The 14,356-nt window shown below is 74.1% G+C and carries 12 protein-coding genes; 4 read left to right on the forward strand and 8 right to left on the reverse strand.

What is annotated here, in order from left to right:
* Positions 1-4: 4 nt before the first annotated feature.
* Both ACFVGW_RS21310 and ACFVGW_RS21315 read right to left on the reverse strand, forming a co-directional pair.
* The gene (locus tag ACFVGW_RS21310) at positions 5-442 is read right to left on the reverse strand and encodes an SRPBCC family protein (RefSeq protein ID WP_385853102.1); all 438 of its coding nucleotides are present in this window, start codon (positions 440-442) and stop codon (positions 5-7) included.
* A complete protein-coding gene (locus ACFVGW_RS21315; RefSeq protein WP_385853103.1) occupies positions 439-1,389 on the reverse strand; it encodes a DeoR/GlpR family DNA-binding transcription regulator in 951 nt (316 codons plus the stop codon). The genes ACFVGW_RS21310 and ACFVGW_RS21315 overlap by 4 nt, the downstream gene beginning before the upstream one ends.
* A 136-nt stretch (positions 1,390-1,525) precedes the next feature.
* Here ACFVGW_RS21315 and ACFVGW_RS21320 point away from each other — a divergent pair, with 136 nt between their 5' ends.
* Complete coding sequence (locus ACFVGW_RS21320; RefSeq protein ID WP_385853104.1) at positions 1,526-4,042, forward strand: hypothetical protein; 2,517 nt, start codon at positions 1,526-1,528, stop codon at positions 4,040-4,042.
* On the opposite strand, the gene ACFVGW_RS21325 is transcribed toward ACFVGW_RS21320, so the two are convergent.
* The 4 genes from ACFVGW_RS21325 to ACFVGW_RS21340 form a co-directional block, all read right to left on the reverse strand.
* Positions 4,012-6,426, reverse strand: a complete 2,415-nt coding sequence (locus ACFVGW_RS21325; RefSeq protein ID WP_383223439.1) for a right-handed parallel beta-helix repeat-containing protein — start codon at positions 6,424-6,426, stop codon at positions 4,012-4,014. The genes ACFVGW_RS21320 and ACFVGW_RS21325 overlap by 31 nt on opposite strands.
* An 81-nt stretch (positions 6,427-6,507) precedes the next feature.
* Entirely contained in the window at positions 6,508-7,116 is a 609-nt protein-coding gene (locus tag ACFVGW_RS21330; protein WP_385853105.1) for a hypothetical protein, read from the reverse strand.
* Positions 7,117-7,280: 164 nt separating this feature from the next.
* Positions 7,281-8,105 carry an MOSC domain-containing protein gene (locus tag ACFVGW_RS21335; RefSeq protein ID WP_385853106.1) on the reverse strand — a complete coding sequence of 275 codons (825 nt, stop codon included), beginning with the start codon at positions 8,103-8,105 and terminating at the stop codon, positions 7,281-7,283.
* Between the two features lie 36 nt (positions 8,106-8,141).
* Positions 8,142-8,612, reverse strand: a complete 471-nt coding sequence (locus ACFVGW_RS21340; RefSeq protein ID WP_385853107.1) for a DUF6643 family protein — start codon at positions 8,610-8,612, stop codon at positions 8,142-8,144.
* 264 nt (positions 8,613-8,876) lie between these two features.
* Here ACFVGW_RS21340 and ACFVGW_RS21345 point away from each other — a divergent pair, with 264 nt between their 5' ends.
* Positions 8,877-10,184, forward strand: coding sequence for a TerD family protein (locus tag ACFVGW_RS21345; RefSeq protein ID WP_385853126.1), 1,308 nt, complete (start codon positions 8,877-8,879; stop codon positions 10,182-10,184).
* A 49-nt stretch (positions 10,185-10,233) separates the two neighbouring features.
* Here ACFVGW_RS21345 and ACFVGW_RS21350 read toward each other — a convergent pair whose 3' ends face one another.
* On the reverse strand, positions 10,234-11,544 hold the full coding sequence (locus ACFVGW_RS21350; RefSeq protein ID WP_385853108.1) for a glycosyltransferase: 1,311 nt from the start codon (positions 11,542-11,544) through the stop codon (positions 10,234-10,236).
* A gap of 58 nt (positions 11,545-11,602) precedes the next feature.
* On the opposite strand from ACFVGW_RS21350, the gene ACFVGW_RS21355 reads away from it, so the two are divergent.
* Together ACFVGW_RS21355 and ACFVGW_RS21360 are read left to right on the forward strand one after the other, a co-directional pair.
* A complete protein-coding gene (locus ACFVGW_RS21355; RefSeq protein WP_385853109.1) occupies positions 11,603-12,388 on the forward strand; it encodes a glutamate racemase in 786 nt (261 codons plus the stop codon).
* 61 nt (positions 12,389-12,449) lie between these two features.
* Positions 12,450-13,037 (forward strand): hypothetical protein, encoded by a 588-nt coding sequence (locus ACFVGW_RS21360; protein WP_385853110.1) that lies wholly within the window; start codon positions 12,450-12,452, stop codon positions 13,035-13,037.
* 73 nt (positions 13,038-13,110) lie between these two features.
* Here ACFVGW_RS21360 and ACFVGW_RS21365 read toward each other — a convergent pair whose 3' ends face one another.
* Positions 13,111-14,187, reverse strand: a complete 1,077-nt coding sequence (locus ACFVGW_RS21365) for an O-antigen ligase family protein (protein WP_385853111.1) — start codon at positions 14,185-14,187, stop codon at positions 13,111-13,113.
* Between the last annotated feature and the right edge of the window lie 169 nt (positions 14,188-14,356).

Below are 14,356 nucleotides of genomic sequence, written 5' to 3' on the forward strand. Positions count from 1 at the left end.
ACCGTCAGTTGCCCAGCAGTCCGTCCAGCGCCCGGCCGAACACCCGGCGCCCGGCCGACGCCAGTACGGGATCGAGCGCGCCGGGCACTCCGCGGAGGCGCAGCTCCTCCACCCACACCGCGCGGGCGCCGCCGCCAGGGTTCTCGTACACCTCGATCACCGCCCGGCCGAGCACCACCCGCCCGCGCTTCTCCAGCCGGCACCTCCCCGGCCGGCTGGGCCCGGGGGGCTCCCAGGCCACGACCTCCATCGGGTCGTCGAAGGAGAGACGTCCGATGCCGGTACGAGCGACGAACCGTGTCCCCACCCCCGTAGGCCCGGGGGAGAGCACCCTGCTCCGGGTGAGCGGAACCAGCCGGCCGTGCGCCGCGAAGTCGGTGAGCCGCCGCCACGCCTCCTCCACCGGCAGCTCCGAGAAGCGCTCGACGCGGAAGCGGCTCATGCCCGGCCGCCCGCCGAGTCCCCGTCCCCGACTCGTCCCCCGGCCCGGCCCCCGGCCCGTTCCCCGGCGTCCCCGCCACGGTCGCCGTCGCCACGGTCGCCGTCGCCGTCCTCGTGCTCGTCCGGGTCCTCACCGGCCACCACCAGGTCCGGCAGATGCTCGGCCATCTCGGCCCGGGTCTGCGGCGACAGGCCCGCGTCCGTCACCAGCGTGCCCACCTCGTCGAGCCGCGCGAACGAACTGAGCCCCACCGTCCCCCACTTCGTGTGGTCCGCGACCACCACCACCCGGCGGGCCGAGCGCATCAGACGCCGGTTCGTCTCCGCCTCCGCGAGATTCGGCGTCGAGAGTCCCGCCTCCACCGAGATCCCGTGCACCCCCAGGAACAGCACGTCGAAGTGGAGCGAGCGGATCGCCTGATCGGCCACCGGCCCCACCAGCGCGTCCGACGGGGTCCGCATCCCGCCCGTGAGGACCACCGTCGCCGCGCCCGGCCGTCCCGCCTCGCCCGCCGCGCCGACCGGCTGCGCGGTGTGGAACACGTCCGCGACCCGGACCGAGTTGGTCACCACCGTCAGGTCCGGCACGTCGAGCAGGTGCTGGGCCAGCGCGAACGTCGTCGTACCGCCCGAGAGCGCGATCGCCGAACCCGGTGCCACCATCCGCGCCGCCGTCCGGGCGATCTCCTCCTTCGCCCCCAGCTCGAGCGCCGACTTGGCCTCGAACCCCGGCTCGTGCGAACTGGTTTCGACCAACGGCACCGCACCGCCGTGCACCTTCTCGACCACACCCTGGCGGGCCAGCGCGTCCAGGTCCCGGCGGATCGTCATGTCCGAGACGTTGAGCCGCCGCGTCAGCTCATTGACGCGTACACCGCCGCGCCGCCGCACCTCGTCCAGAATGAGTGCGCGCCGCTGCTCAGCGAGAAGATTCTGATGGTCGCTCACCACAGGGGCCGGTCCTTCCGAAGGGAACTGGGGGATGGAGGGCGGATTCCGTGAGAGCCCGTGCACCGGTGCACGGCCTTCCGCGATCCTGGTTGCCTGCCGTCGAATCCTCCCACCCAGAGAGTGAGACACCGAAGTGCCCCCTGCCACACCCGCCCCGAAGAGCGGTGGCGCGGCGCTGGAACTCCTCGTCCACGGGGTCGGCGGAGCCACGCCCCAGGACATGCTGGGCGATCCGCGCACGGTACGGGTCACCGGCGACACGACCGCCGCCGTGCACCGCCGCACCGACGACGCCGACGCCGAGGACCACCCCGAGCGCTACGCCGAACGGCCGGTCGCGGAGGCGTACGTCTGGTCCAACCTCACCTCCGGAAACGGCGCGCGCGCCCTGTGGCTGCTGCTCCTGCCGTTCATGGTCGCCAACCTCGCCCACTGGATGCGCCCGCCGGCGAAGGGCCACCCCCGGCTGGTCCGGGCGTACGGGATGCTGGTGCGGCTCGTGGCACTCACCCTCACGGTGCTGCTCACGGCCGCCGCCTGCGAGGTCGCGCTCGATCTGACGGCCTGGCAGTGCGCGGGCTCGGCCGCCTGCTCGGAGGACCGCTCGTGGCTCGGCTTCCTCTCGGCCGAGCGGGGCGGCTGGTGGTCGCAGCCCGGCCGCAGGCTCGCGCTCGCCGCCGTGATCCCGGCCGCGCTGGTCGGACTGCTCTGGTACCTCTCCAACCGGACCTGGAGCGCGTACGAGGCCCAGCGCCCGCCCACCGGCTACGACGAGGACGCCTACCCGGACCCGGCCGAAGCGCCCAAGCACGAGGACGCGGAAGGCGACACGGGGTCCGACGGCGCGGAAGCGGACAGGGGGTCCGACGGCGCGGAAGCGGACACGGGGTCCGACGACGCGGAAGCCGGGTCCGAGGACGTGGAAGCCGACGCTCCCGCCCCCGAAGTCCGCCCCGCCCTCGGCCGGCCCGGGTTCTGGTTCGGCCGGCGCCTCGTCGCCCGGCTCCGTGCCGCGCACACCGCCGCCGGGTTCCTGACCGTCGCCGCCGCCGTCACCGGAGCCGCCGCCCGCCACGACCGCGAAACCACCGGCGTCCTGCTCGACGCCTTCGGCCGGTCCCTCCAGGCGGCCTACGTCGTCCTCGCCGCCGTCGTCCTCTGGGTCGTCTGCCGCCGGGGCCGCAGCGAGAAGCGTCTCGACCTGCGCCTCGAACGGGCCCTGGTGTCCTGGCTCCCCTGCACGTCCTTGACTCTGCTCGCCCTCGCCTTCGTGCACGCCGGCTGGTCCCGGCCCGGCTGGCGCTCCAGCGGCACCCTGCCCGGCAACGCCACCTTCGGCGTCCTGACGCTCGCCCAGGGCGGCCTGGTCGTGGCCCTGGGCGCGGTCGCCCTCCTCCTGCACCGCCGCCGGCACGATCCGCGCACCGCGCTGCACGGTCTCGGCGGCCCCGCGGTCGCCATGCTCGCCTGCGCGCTGGGGGGTGTGATGTCCGGCGGCGTCGCCCAGCGCGTCGCCGACTGGCTGGACGGCAAGCCCACCCCCGGCATGGGCGCGGGCTCGACCGTCGCCCCGCCGGTGCTCCTCAGCTGGCAGGCGTCCGTGATCCCCGTCCTGCTCCTGCTGCTCCTCGCCCCCGTCGTCCTCCTCGTCCTCCGGACCGCCCGCGCCGCCCGCCGCCTCGGACCCGTCGTCGAGGCCGACTACGGCACGCGGGACCCGGACCCGGTCCGTACGGGACGGATCGCCGCCACCCGTGCCACCGCCTCCCTCACCGACGCCGCCCCCGCGCTCGTCGGGACCGTGTCCGGCGCCACCCTGCTGCTCGGCGCGGGCTCCGTCGCGGGCGCGTGGGCCAGCGGCAACGTCCCCGGCCGGGCGTTCGACGGCGCCCACCCCGCGCTCGCCTCCACCGCCGCCACCGCCCAGGCCCTCGGCTCCTGGATGATCGGTTTCGGCTTCCTCCTCTTCGTCACGTGGGGCCGCCGCGCGTACAAGGACGCCTCCGCCCGCCGTACGATCGGCATCCTCTGGGACGTCGGCACCTTCTGGCCGCGCGCCGCCCACCCCTTCGCCCCACCCTGTTACGCCGAACGGGCGGTCCCCGACCTCACCTGGCGCATGAGCTCCTGGACCCGGCACACCGGCGGCCGGCTCGTCATCTCCGGCCACTCTCAGGGCAGTGTGCTCGCCGCGGCCGCCGTCTGGCAGCTGCCGCCCGCGACCCGGAGCCGCGTCGCGCTGCTGACGTACGGATCGCCGCTGGAGCGGCTGTACGGACGCTGGTTCCCCGCCTACTTCGGCCCCGGCCCGCTGCGCGCCCTGTACGGAACGATCCACTGCTGGAGCAACCTCTACCGGGCCACCGACCCGATAGGCGGGCCCGTACGGGTACCCGCCTCCGGGGAGAAGCCGGCCGTCGACAACGCCCCGCTGCTCGACCCGGTCGCCTACGGCCGCACGCCCCAACACCCGCTGCCCGAACCGATTCTGGGGCACTCCGACTACCAGGCCGACCCCGCGTTCGCCGCCCAGCGCTCCCTCCTCCTCGACCGGTTGCCGCCCGCACTGCCGCGCCAGCGCGGCGGCGACGGAACGGACGACGCGAACGAGCAGGCGGATCAGGGGAGTTCCGGCAGGTCCTCCGGATAGAGGAGCGTCAGGTCGTCCGTGCTCGCGTCGGCGAGCACGGCGACCCGGCCCGCGTGCCGCTCCACCATCGACTCGAACGTCTGCCGGGCGGTACGGCCGTTGCCGAACGCCGGTCCCTTCGGCAGCTCGGTGAAGTACTTCCGCAGGGCCTCGCCCGTGCCGTCGGCGAGCCGGTACTCGTGCTCGTCCGCCTGCTGCCCCACGATCCGCAGCAGCTCGTCCGGTACGTAGTCGCTGAAGGTGATGGTCCGTGAGAAACGGGACGCCACACCGGGGTTGACCGTCAGGAAGCGTTCCATCTCCGCGGTGTACCCGGCGACGATGACCACCACCGCGTCCCGGTGGTCCTCCATCAGCTTCACCAGCGTGTCGATCGCCTCCCGCCCGAAGTCCCGGCCGGAGTCCTCCGGCGACAGCGCGTACGCCTCGTCGACGAAGAGCACGCCCCCGCGCGCCCGGTCGAAGGCCTCCTGCGTACGGATCGCGGTCGAGCCGATGTGCTCGCCGACCAGGTCGACCCGGGAGACCTCGACCAGATGGCCCCGCTCCAGGACCCCGAGCGAGGCGAGGATCTCGCCGTACAACCGGGCGACCGTCGTCTTGCCCGTGCCCGGATTGCCGGTGAAGACCAGATGGCGGCGGACCGAGGCCGCCTTCAGCCCGGCCTCCTGCCGTCTGCGCCCGACCTCGATCATGTTCGTGAGCGTCCGTACCTCGTGCTTGACGCTCTCCAGGCCCACCAGCGCGTCCAGTTCGCCGAGCACGTCCTGCGAGGAGCGTGCCTCGGGAGCCGGCTCGGGCGTCGGCGCGACCGGCGGCACGGCCGGCGAGCGCGGCGGGGGCACCGTGCCGAGCAGGCCCGCCGACTGCGTCGCCGTCAGTACGGCGCCGGTGTCGGCGGCCGCTGGCGTACGCACCGCGCTCTCGTCGCTCGTGCAGTCCTCCGCGACCGGGCCGTCGTCCGGGAACTCGTACCCGCCGCGCGCACACCGCTCCGTACGGCACTTGCGCAGGGTGGTGCGGCAGCCGTCCATCACATGGAAGCCGTAGCCGCCGCTCCCGGTCACCCGGCAGCCGTGGAAGGAGCCCCGCCCCTCCGCGGACACGTAGAACCCGGCCTCGGCGGGCGAGGTGACCGTGCATCGCTCGATCGTCGGGTCCGCGCCCTTGGTGACGATCACACCGGTCTGCACGGAGTCGATCGTGCACCCCCCGAGCGTGCCGCCGCTGCCGTGGTCCCGGAACCAGGCGCCGGTCGACGCCTCGCGGATCCGGCAGTCGTCGAGCTGAGCCGTCGCGCCGTCGCTGACCGACACCGCTGTGTTCCGCACCTGCGACAGATCGCTGTCGACGACGTCCACGCGCGAGCCGCGGTCGAGGACGAAGAGCGCGTCCGGCACGTCGTGCACCCGGCACGCGTCGAGGACGCCGGTCGCTCCGTCGCTGATCCAGACCGCCGGATAGTCGCCCGTACTGTCGTGGATCTCGCACTGGTTGGCGTCCACGCGCGTCCCCGGGTCCCATACCGAGAGCCCGTTGCGGCCGAAGCGGCGCACGGTCGAGCGGGTCAGCGTCAGCACCGAGCGGGAGCGCAGATCGACCGCGTTCTCGGGAATGTCGTGGATGTCGCAGTCGGAGAGGGTGAGCACGGCGTCCGTGTCGAGCGTGATGCCGTCGGCCGAGGTGCGGTGCACCGAGGAGTCGGTGAGGTGCGCGGTGGCACGCGACGCGATCTGGAGCCCGGTGCCCTTGATCTCGTACACCTCGCAGCCGATGCCCTCCAGGCCGCTGCCCTCGCCGGTCACGGAGATCCCCGCGCCGGAGGCGTGGTGGACCCGGCAGCGCTCTAGGCGCGGATGGCCGCCGCCGCGCACGGAGACCCCGGACTGGCCGGCCGCGACGATCTCGCACTCCTCGAACACCCCGCCCGCGCCGTCGAGTACGGCGATGCCGACGCCCGCCGGGTTGTCGACGGTGCAGCGGCGGACCGTGGGGCGGGCAGCGCCGCGGACCTCCAGTCCGGCGGCCGACCGGGTCACGATCCGCAGGTCGAGCAGTTCGGGGGTGCCGTCCTCGACGAGCAGGGCCGGCGCGGCGGAGTCCTGGCCCTCCACATGCAGATCCTGGACCGTCGCCGACGCCCTTACGGTCAGCGGTACGCCGTCCACGGGCGCGATGCGGACCGAGCCGATCCCGCCCTCGGGGCCCCGCAGGGTGACGGCACGTTCGATGACGAGGTTCTCCCGGTACGTGCCGGGGGCGATGGTGAGGACGTCGCCGTCGCCGGCCGCCTCCAGGGCCGCGGCGAGGGAGGCGTACTCGCCCGTGCGGCGTCGCCACCGCGATGTGCCGGTGTGCGTCACCTGGACCGTGCCCTGTGCCATGGGTGTGTTCTGCCCCCGCCTCATGCCTGCTGCTGATCCGATGCCCCACCGTAGCGCGCGCGGCGCCGCCGGGTTGACGGGTCAGCTGCCCGCGCCCGTACGGCCCCAGTCGGAACCGGCCTTGGCCCACGCGCGGTCGAGACGTCGGTACCGCCGGTGCGTGAGCCGCCGTACGACCAGTCTCCTCGCCGCCTCCACGAAGACCGCCGCCAGGGCCGCCGCGAGCAGCCCGACGATGGTCGCGTGGGCGCGGGCGGTCTCGGGCCGCATGGGCGCCGTCACCGGCCTCCCGTCGAGGTCGGTCCAGAGCCGGAAGGTGTCGCCCGGATCGGACAGTTCACGCCGGGTGGCCACCGTGCCCGTACGGGACGTGCCGTCCGGAGCGGTCCAGGTCGCCACGACGGCGCGCCGGGCGGGCTGCTCGCCCGCGGAATCGGGGCTCTGCATGCCCGGGGCCGGGGTGTCGGCGAGCCGGAGCACCCGGGCCGTCGTGGCGGGCCGCTGCCGGGTCTGGGCCTGGGCCGCGCGCTGGAGGGAGTCGTCGGTCCGGGTGCCGGAGATCCAGCCCGCGGCGGGGACGGCGAGCACGAGGAGCGCGACCGCGACAAGCGCGACCCAGGCCTCCACGCGGTCCGTGGTCCGGCACAGGGGGTTGCGCCGCCAGCGCCAGACTCCGATGGCTGCCCGCATGCCACACCCCCTTGTCGTTCCCGGTCTCCCAACGAGTCTGCCCCGGGGGCGGGTTCCCCGCCTGTCGGGACGCGGAAGTGTGACGCGATCGCGCATGCGTACGTGTGCGTGACGCTGCGTGAGGGAGGCGGAGGCGCGGGGCGCCGGGCACCGCGCGGGTGCGGTCAGTCGAGGAACTTGACCTCGTCGCCGACGCGGATCGTGCCGGGGTGTTCCGGGACCAGGTTCTGGCCGAAGATCAGCTTGCTTCCCTGTCTGCGGTGCTCCGCGAGCGTACGCAGGGGCTCCTTGCCACGCTCGCCGGTGAGCTGGTCGGTGGTCGTCACGACGCAGCGGCCGGAGGCCTTGGCCGCCCGGAACATGACCTCACCGATGGCGAGCCGGGTCCAGCCGTCCTCGGCCCACGGCGCGGTCCCCTCGATGACCACGTTCGGCCGGAAGCGGTTCATCGGCAGCGGCCCCTCGTCGGCGTGATCCCCCTGGGCGATCAGCGAGTTGAGGGCGTCGAGCGAGGCGGTGGTGGTGGCCAGGAGCGGATAGCCGTCCGCGAAGCTCACCGTCTCGCCGGGCAGGGCGTGGTCCGGATCGATCGGGCGCCGGTGTGCCGGGTCGTCCATGTGGACGAGACGGACCTCCGCCCCCAGGAACGCCCTGAACCACGCGTCGGCCGCCGGTCCGGCCGGGACCGCCTCCACCGGAGTGTCGAAGACCTCCACACGGATCGTGGAGGACGGCCGTGGCACCTCGACCGCCAGCGCGGCCAGGCCGGGCGCCGACACCGTGATGCCACCGCCGGGCAGCGGCTCGGCCGAGGCCAACGTCATCCGAGCGTGACGGCGTTGGGTCACGACCTTGCCCGACGTGTCCACGACGGTCCAGCGGCGGTCACCGGCCAGTCCCCATGGCTCGACCTCCGCCTCGGCGGGCGCGATGCCGCGCAGCGCCTTGACCGGGTGGATGTGGACGGAGCGCAGACGAGGATTGGGCATGCGGCCATCCTGCCAAACGCTCCGCGCACGCGTCTGTCAGTACCCCTGGCCCTGGTAGGGACGGTTGTAGGGGTCCTGGTACGGCGCGGGTGCCGGGGCGGGCCGTGCGGCCGCCGGGCGCATCGCCTCGTACCCCGTGGACATCGGCCGCTGCGGCTGCGGCTGCTGCATACCGGGGTAGCCGCGCGGCGCGGCGGGCTGCTGCGGGATGTACGGCGCGGGAGCGTGCTGCAGAGGCACGGGGGCCATCTGCGGCGCCGGCTGGGGGTAGCCGTACGAACCGCCGCCGCCGTAGCTGGGGGAGGGGCTGGGTGCCGCCGGGAGGGCGGGCAGAGCCGCGGGCAACACCGGCAGGTAGCTGTTGCCGGTGTCGTACGCGGCAGGGACTCGGATCGGGGCGATCTGAGGCGTGCCCCGCTCCGCGACCAGGGAGTCGTAGATCGGGGTGTCGGGGAACGACGGCGCGGTGTAGTAACCGCCTCCGTAGGTGGAGCGGGGGGAGGTCATGGCCATAAGTTAAGCCCACGATGTGCTGGTTGGGGAGACCGATAAGAGGGTTGTTTGACGGGTTCTGAGTGACTGCCGATCCACAATGCGAGCGAACGTGACAAAAACGGTCGCGCCCAGAAGGCCCGAAGGGCCGTCGATCTTGAAAAGGCGAGCTGGGGAGGGGTTACCCACGGGTCGCCCCGACGGGTCGACGTGTCCGGCATTAGCTTGACGTAAAGAAATCTTGATACGCGGAAGCCGGGTTGGGGGGCGAGCATGTTCATGCTTAAAGGGGCCAATGTTCCGGTGTCGGCGCGCGGGGTGCGCGTGGAATTGGGCTGGCGTTCAGGGAACGGTGTGCCGGACGTGGACGCGTCGGCGCTACTCCTCGTGTCGGGAAAAGTGCGCTCCGACGCCGACTTCGTTTTCTACAACCAGCCGGCCCATGTCTCGGGGGCGGTACGGCACGAAGGGAAGTCCTCCGCCGAGGGCCCCGACGGCCTCGTCACGGACGTGCTCGCCGTGGACCTGGAAGCCGTGGAGCCGGAGGTCGAGCGGATCGTCGTCGCGGCCTCGGCGGACGGCGGCGACTTCGGACGCGTGCCGGGACTGTTCGTCCGGGTGCTCGACGCGGACGGCGGGGCGGAGCTGGCCCGCTACGACAGTACGGACGCGACCGTCGAGACCGCCTTCGTCCTCGGGGACCTCTACCGCCGCGACGGCGGCTGGAAGTTCCGGGCGGTGGGGCAGGGTTACGACTCCGGCCTCGCGGGACTGGCCACCGACTACGGGATATCGGTCGACGAACCGGACACCGTGGAACCCGCCGTCGAGGCGCCGCCGCAGGGACCGGCACCGGCGGCGGTGGTCGTGGCGCCGGCCGCCGCGACTCCGACGGCGCCCGTGCCCGCCACCGCCGGGCAGCCCGTACGGCTCACCAAGGTCACCCTCACGAAAGAATCCCCGACGGTCTCCCTCACGAAGGACGTCGGCACGACCGGCGGCGTGATGCGGGTGAACCTCAACTGGGAGCTGCGCGCGGAGAAGACGGACGACGCTCCCGCCCGGCGCTGGGGCCTGGGCCGCCGCCGGGCGGCGGGGGCGCCGGCGGCGGGCGGCCTCGATCTCGACCTGTGCGTGCTCTACGAGCTGGCGGACGGCAGGAAGGGCGTGGTGCAGGCGCTCGAAGGGTTCGGCGCCCTCCATGAGCCCCCGTACATCCAGCTCGACGCGGACGACCGCACGGGCGCCCGCGCCGAGGGCGAGAACCTCACCGTCAACCTCGACCACAAGGACCAGTTCCGCCGGCTCCTCTTCTTCGTCGTCATCTACCAGGGCGCGAGCGACTTCAGCGGCCTGCACGCGACCGTGACCCTCCAGCCGCACGACGGCGCCCCCATCGAGTTCGCCCTCGACGAGTGCACCGTCCCGGCGCGGACGTGCGCACTCGCGCTCATCACCCGGGAGGACGGCGACCTGGTCGTACGGCGCGAGGCCCGGTTCCTGGTCCACGCACCCGGGATCTCCATGCAGCAGACGGCGGACGAGGCGTACGGCTGGGGACTCACCTGGACCCCCGCCGTCAAGTGAGGCGTCCGCTTGCCGCGCGTCAGCCGTGGGGGCGTCCGCTCCCCGCGCGTCAGCGGTCGGGTGCCGCCTCGGGGCGGGCATAGGTCCGTCCCTTCCAGGCGGCGCCCCGGCCCCGGTAGTGCTGCACCGCCGAATCCACGGTCATGAAGAGGTAGAGCAGGGCGGTGAGGGGGAGCGTGGGCGCGAGCCAGAGGGGCTGCCGGTAGTAGCGGAGCATGGGCAGGTACGTCCCCGCCATCACCGCCCACGCGATCCCGCCCGCCCAGCCCGCGGCCGCGTCCCCGCCGAACAGCCCGACCGCCAGGGCGACCGGGGGGACCAGGTAGACGACGGTGAGCCCGACGACCGTTCCGGCGAGCACGAGCGGGTTGTGCCGGAGCTGGGCGTACGCGCTGCGCGAGACCATCCGCCACAGGTCGGAGAGGTGCGGGTAGGGGCGGACGGAGTCCACCCGCTCGGCGAGCCCCAGCCAGATCCGTCCGCCTGCCCGCCGCACTGCACGAGCCAGGGACACGTCGTCGATCACGGCCTGCCGGATCGACTCGGGCACCCGCGCCCGCTCGGCCGTCCCGGTGCGCAGAAGCACACAGCCTCCGGCCGCGGCGGTCGCGCGCGGACGGCGGCGGCGGTTGATCCAGCGGAACGGATAGAGCTGGGCGAAGAAGTAGACGAAGGCGGGTACGACGAGCCGCTCCCAGACGCTCGCGACCCGCAGCCTGGCCATCTGGGACACCAGATCCAGCTCGCACGCGAGCGCGGCCTCCACCAATCGGCGCAGACTGTCCGGCTCGTGAGCGATGTCCGCGTCCGTCAGGAGCAGGAACTCCGGCCGGCACGGCCCGGCCGGGCGACGGCCTTCCGGGCTGTCGGCCGCAGGGGTGCTTAGCTCCTCCGTGCGGGGACCGCCGTCGTACTCCGGCCCCGGGGTCCCCGGTGCGGCGGCTGCCGGGCCGCGGGTGCGGGCCAGGTCGATCCCGTGGTGCAGGGCCCACAGCTTGCCCGTCCAGCCCGGCTCCGGCTCGCCCGGGGAGGTGACCGTCAGCGGCAGCCCGCCGTACCGCTGGGCCAGCTCCTCGGCCAGCTTCCCCGTGCCGTCCGTGCTGCCGTCGTCCACGAGCAGGATCTCCGCCTCGCCCGGATAGTCCTGGGAGAGGAGCGACGGCAGACTCAGCGGCAGCACCTCCGCCTCGTCCCGCGCCGGTACGACGACGGCGACCCGGGGCCACGCCTCCGGCTCCACGCGCGCGTGGCGGGGCGGTGACGGCAGGCGCTGGTCGGTACGCCAGAAGAACCCCTGACCCAGCAGCAGCCACCCCCAGGCGGCCAGCGAACCCATGGCGATCCAGGCAATGGCGCTCATTCGCCGCAGTCTGCCCCAGATCGGCGGAGACGCAAGGGTGGTCGGCTAGGGTGACCGGGTGAAGATCGCGCTCATGGACTCCGGAATCGGCCTGCTCCCGGCAGCGGCCGCGGTTCGCCGACTGCGGCCGGACGCGGATCTGGTCCTCTCCAGCGACCCCGACGGGATGCCCTGGGGTCCCCGTACCCCCGAGGACCTCACCGAGCGTGCCCTCGCCGTCGCCCGCGCGGCCGCCGCCCTGGAGCCCGACGCGCTGATCGTCGGCTGCAACACCGCCACCGTGCACGCCCTCCCCGCCCTGCGCGCGGCGCTGGAGCCCCGTGTGCCGGTCATCGGTACCGTGCCCGCGATCAAGCCCGCCGCCTCGGGCGGCGGCAAGGTCGCCATCTGGGCGACCCCGGCCACCACCGGGAGTCCGTACCAGCGCGGACTGATCCGCGACTTCGCCGACGGCGCCGAGGTCACCGAGGTGCCCTGCCCCGGCCTCGCCGACGCGGTGGAGCACGCGGACGCGGACGCCGTGCGGCGGGCCGTGGAGGCCGCCGCGGAGCTCACCCCGCGCGATGTGCGCGCCCTGGTCCTCGGCTGCACCCACTACGAACTCGTCGGAGAGCAGATCCGCGCGGCCGTGCAGTCCGCCGGCCTGCCGCCGGTGGTTTTCCACGGCTCCGCCGGGGCAGTCGCAGCACAGGCGCTGCGTCGGATCGGCGCGGAGCCCAAGCCCGATGCGGCCCCGTCCGGCGGCCTGACGGTCCTGCTCAGCGGCCGGACCGGGGAACTGACGACCGCCGCTCTGGAGTACGCCGAAGGGCGCCTCCTCCGGGCCGCGGCCGCCGCCCGCTGACGGCGCCCGGGACGGCGCCGAAGAGGCGCCGTACGAGCGGATGGTGAGTAGGCTGCGACGCATGAGGGACGATTCCCGACATCCACGGCATCAGCGACACCGTCGGCGCCCGGCCACGGGCGCCCCGGTTCAGAAGGTGTGGATCGGCCGCGCCACCAACCGCATGCAATGGGTCGCGGCCGTCGCAGGCGCCGCCTGCATGGCCCTGGGCATCACCATCGCGGTCGACTCGGCGTGGACCTCCGGCATCGCCGCCCTGCTCATGGCCGTGATCGGCTGTGTGGCGGCGGGGCTGCTCGTGCTCTTCGGCACGCTCGCCTTCGTCCATGTCGAGGTGAAGGTGGACGACGAGGCCATGGAGGTCCGCTGCGGCCACATCGGCGTACCGCGCTGTCGCATCCTCCTCGCCCAGGTGGTCGGCGCCGACTACATCCCGAGGGTCACCCCGCACGAGTGGGGCGGCTGGGGGTACCGCTGGCGGCCCGACAAGGGCAAGGGGGTCATCGTCCGCCGAGGCGAGGCCCTGATCCTCCGGATGGCGGACGGCCGTACGTTCACGGTGACCGTCGACGACGCCGAGTCCGGCGTACGGGTCATCCGTGACCGGCTCCTCCACCCCGGGACACCGACCGAGCCGACGAGCGCCTGAGGCCGACCCGCCCCCGGACGTCGGTCCCCGGTCCGCCCCGTCCAGGTCGGCCCCCCGGTCCGTCCCGTTCGGGTCAGTCCCTCCAGTCCGCCAGATCCGCTTCCGCCGGGTCCGCCTCCGCAGGAGCCTGGGCCGGGGCGCCGCGGGCCGCCGCGAGACCCGCGAGGAGCCCCGCGCCTGCCGTCACCGGGGTGAAGCTCAGCGCGTTGCCGACCGTGGCCACCGCGGCGAGCGCGGCCAGACCGGCACCCGCCGTGAGAACGACCGCCGTCGTGCGGGGCGAGGACCACAGGCCCCAGAGCAGCCAGCCGTACGCCGCCCCCAGCAGGACCACCCCCGGCACCCCCTGCTCGGCCGCCTGCTGGAGCACGGCCGAGTGGGGCTTGCCGTCGGAGGAGTACGTCTCCCGTGCCGTGGGGCTCAGCGCGCCGAACCGGTCGGGGCCGACCCCCAGCACCGGGTTCTCCTTCGTGAGCGCGACCGCGTCCTGCCACAGCAGGACCCGGTGCGGGGTCAGCTGCCCCTCCAGCGAGACCGCGAGTCCCTCGGGCAGCCTCTCCTCCGCCACGGCCCATGTGGCGCCGGCGACCAGTCCGGTCGCCAGGGCGAGCCCTGCGAGCCCCAGGAGCCGGCGCCGCATCCGTACCGCCGCGAGCGAGCAGAGCAGTACGCCGATCGCGGCCACGAAACCGGCCACCGAGCCCAGCACCAGCGCCGCCCCCGCCACGGCCAGGGCGAGCGCCCGGAGCGCGAGCCGGCCGGAGCCCGGCCTCGCCGCCGAGGCCGCACAGCAGGCCGCTCCGGCGGCGAGCACGAGCAGGGCCACGGTCGCTCCGGTGTCTCCGGGGCGTACGGAGCCGAACGGCGTGGCACCGGGGACACCGGGCCCGGAGGCCAAAGCGAGGCCGAGGGCGGCGAGGGACGCCACCGCGGCGGCGGACACCGGAAGCAGCGTGCCGGAGATCCGCCCGCAGGCGTACCCGGCGCTGAGCGCCAGGACGGCGAGCAGCACGCCCTCGGGGCGCGCGTCCCGCCCCGTGGCGCTGACGAGCGACCAGAGCACGCAGGCGCCGAGGACCAGCGCCCCGGCCACGTCCGCGGCGCGGCCGCGCTCGCGCACGACGGCCACCTGAGCCGCAGTTGCCGCCATCCCCCTGGACCCCCGCTCCGTCTGGCGGACACGCTAACGGCGGGGCGGCGATTTGGGGAGCACCTGCGCAGAAACGATGCGGCAGGAGTGAAGAACGCGTGAGGGCCGCAGGTACGGGCGCGACGGGAAAAGGAGCCCCACGGCCGCCCCGCCCCGCCGTACGGGCCGC

Origin of the sequence: Streptomyces sp. NPDC127129, from assembly GCF_042671585.1 — a bacterium.
In the GTDB taxonomy this organism is placed as follows: Bacteria; Actinomycetota; Actinomycetes; order Streptomycetales; family Streptomycetaceae; genus Streptomyces.

What these genes read in the sequence shown, in the direction of transcription:
- ACFVGW_RS21310 (WP_385853102.1), bottom strand. Translation starts at nt 442, where the DNA reads ATGAGCCGCTTCCGCGTCGAGCGCTTCTCGGAGCTGCCGGTGGAGGAG.
- ACFVGW_RS21350 (WP_385853108.1), bottom strand. Translation starts at nt 11,544, where the DNA reads ATGAGCGCCATTGCCTGGATCGCCATGGGTTCGCTGGCCGCCTGGGGG.
- ACFVGW_RS21345 (WP_385853126.1), top strand. Translation starts at nt 8,877, where the DNA reads ATGCTTAAAGGGGCCAATGTTCCGGTGTCGGCGCGCGGGGTGCGCGTG.
- ACFVGW_RS21360 (WP_385853110.1), top strand. Translation starts at nt 12,450, where the DNA reads ATGAGGGACGATTCCCGACATCCACGGCATCAGCGACACCGTCGGCGC.
- ACFVGW_RS21365 (WP_385853111.1), bottom strand. Translation starts at nt 14,187, where the DNA reads ATGGCGGCAACTGCGGCTCAGGTGGCCGTCGTGCGCGAGCGCGGCCGC.
- ACFVGW_RS21325 (WP_383223439.1), bottom strand. Translation starts at nt 6,426, where the DNA reads ATGGCACAGGGCACGGTCCAGGTGACGCACACCGGCACATCGCGGTGG.
- ACFVGW_RS21340 (WP_385853107.1), bottom strand. Translation starts at nt 8,612, where the DNA reads ATGACCTCCCCCCGCTCCACCTACGGAGGCGGTTACTACACCGCGCCG.
- ACFVGW_RS21330 (WP_385853105.1), bottom strand. Translation starts at nt 7,116, where the DNA reads ATGCGGGCAGCCATCGGAGTCTGGCGCTGGCGGCGCAACCCCCTGTGC.
- ACFVGW_RS21335 (WP_385853106.1), bottom strand. Translation starts at nt 8,105, where the DNA reads ATGCCCAATCCTCGTCTGCGCTCCGTCCACATCCACCCGGTCAAGGCG.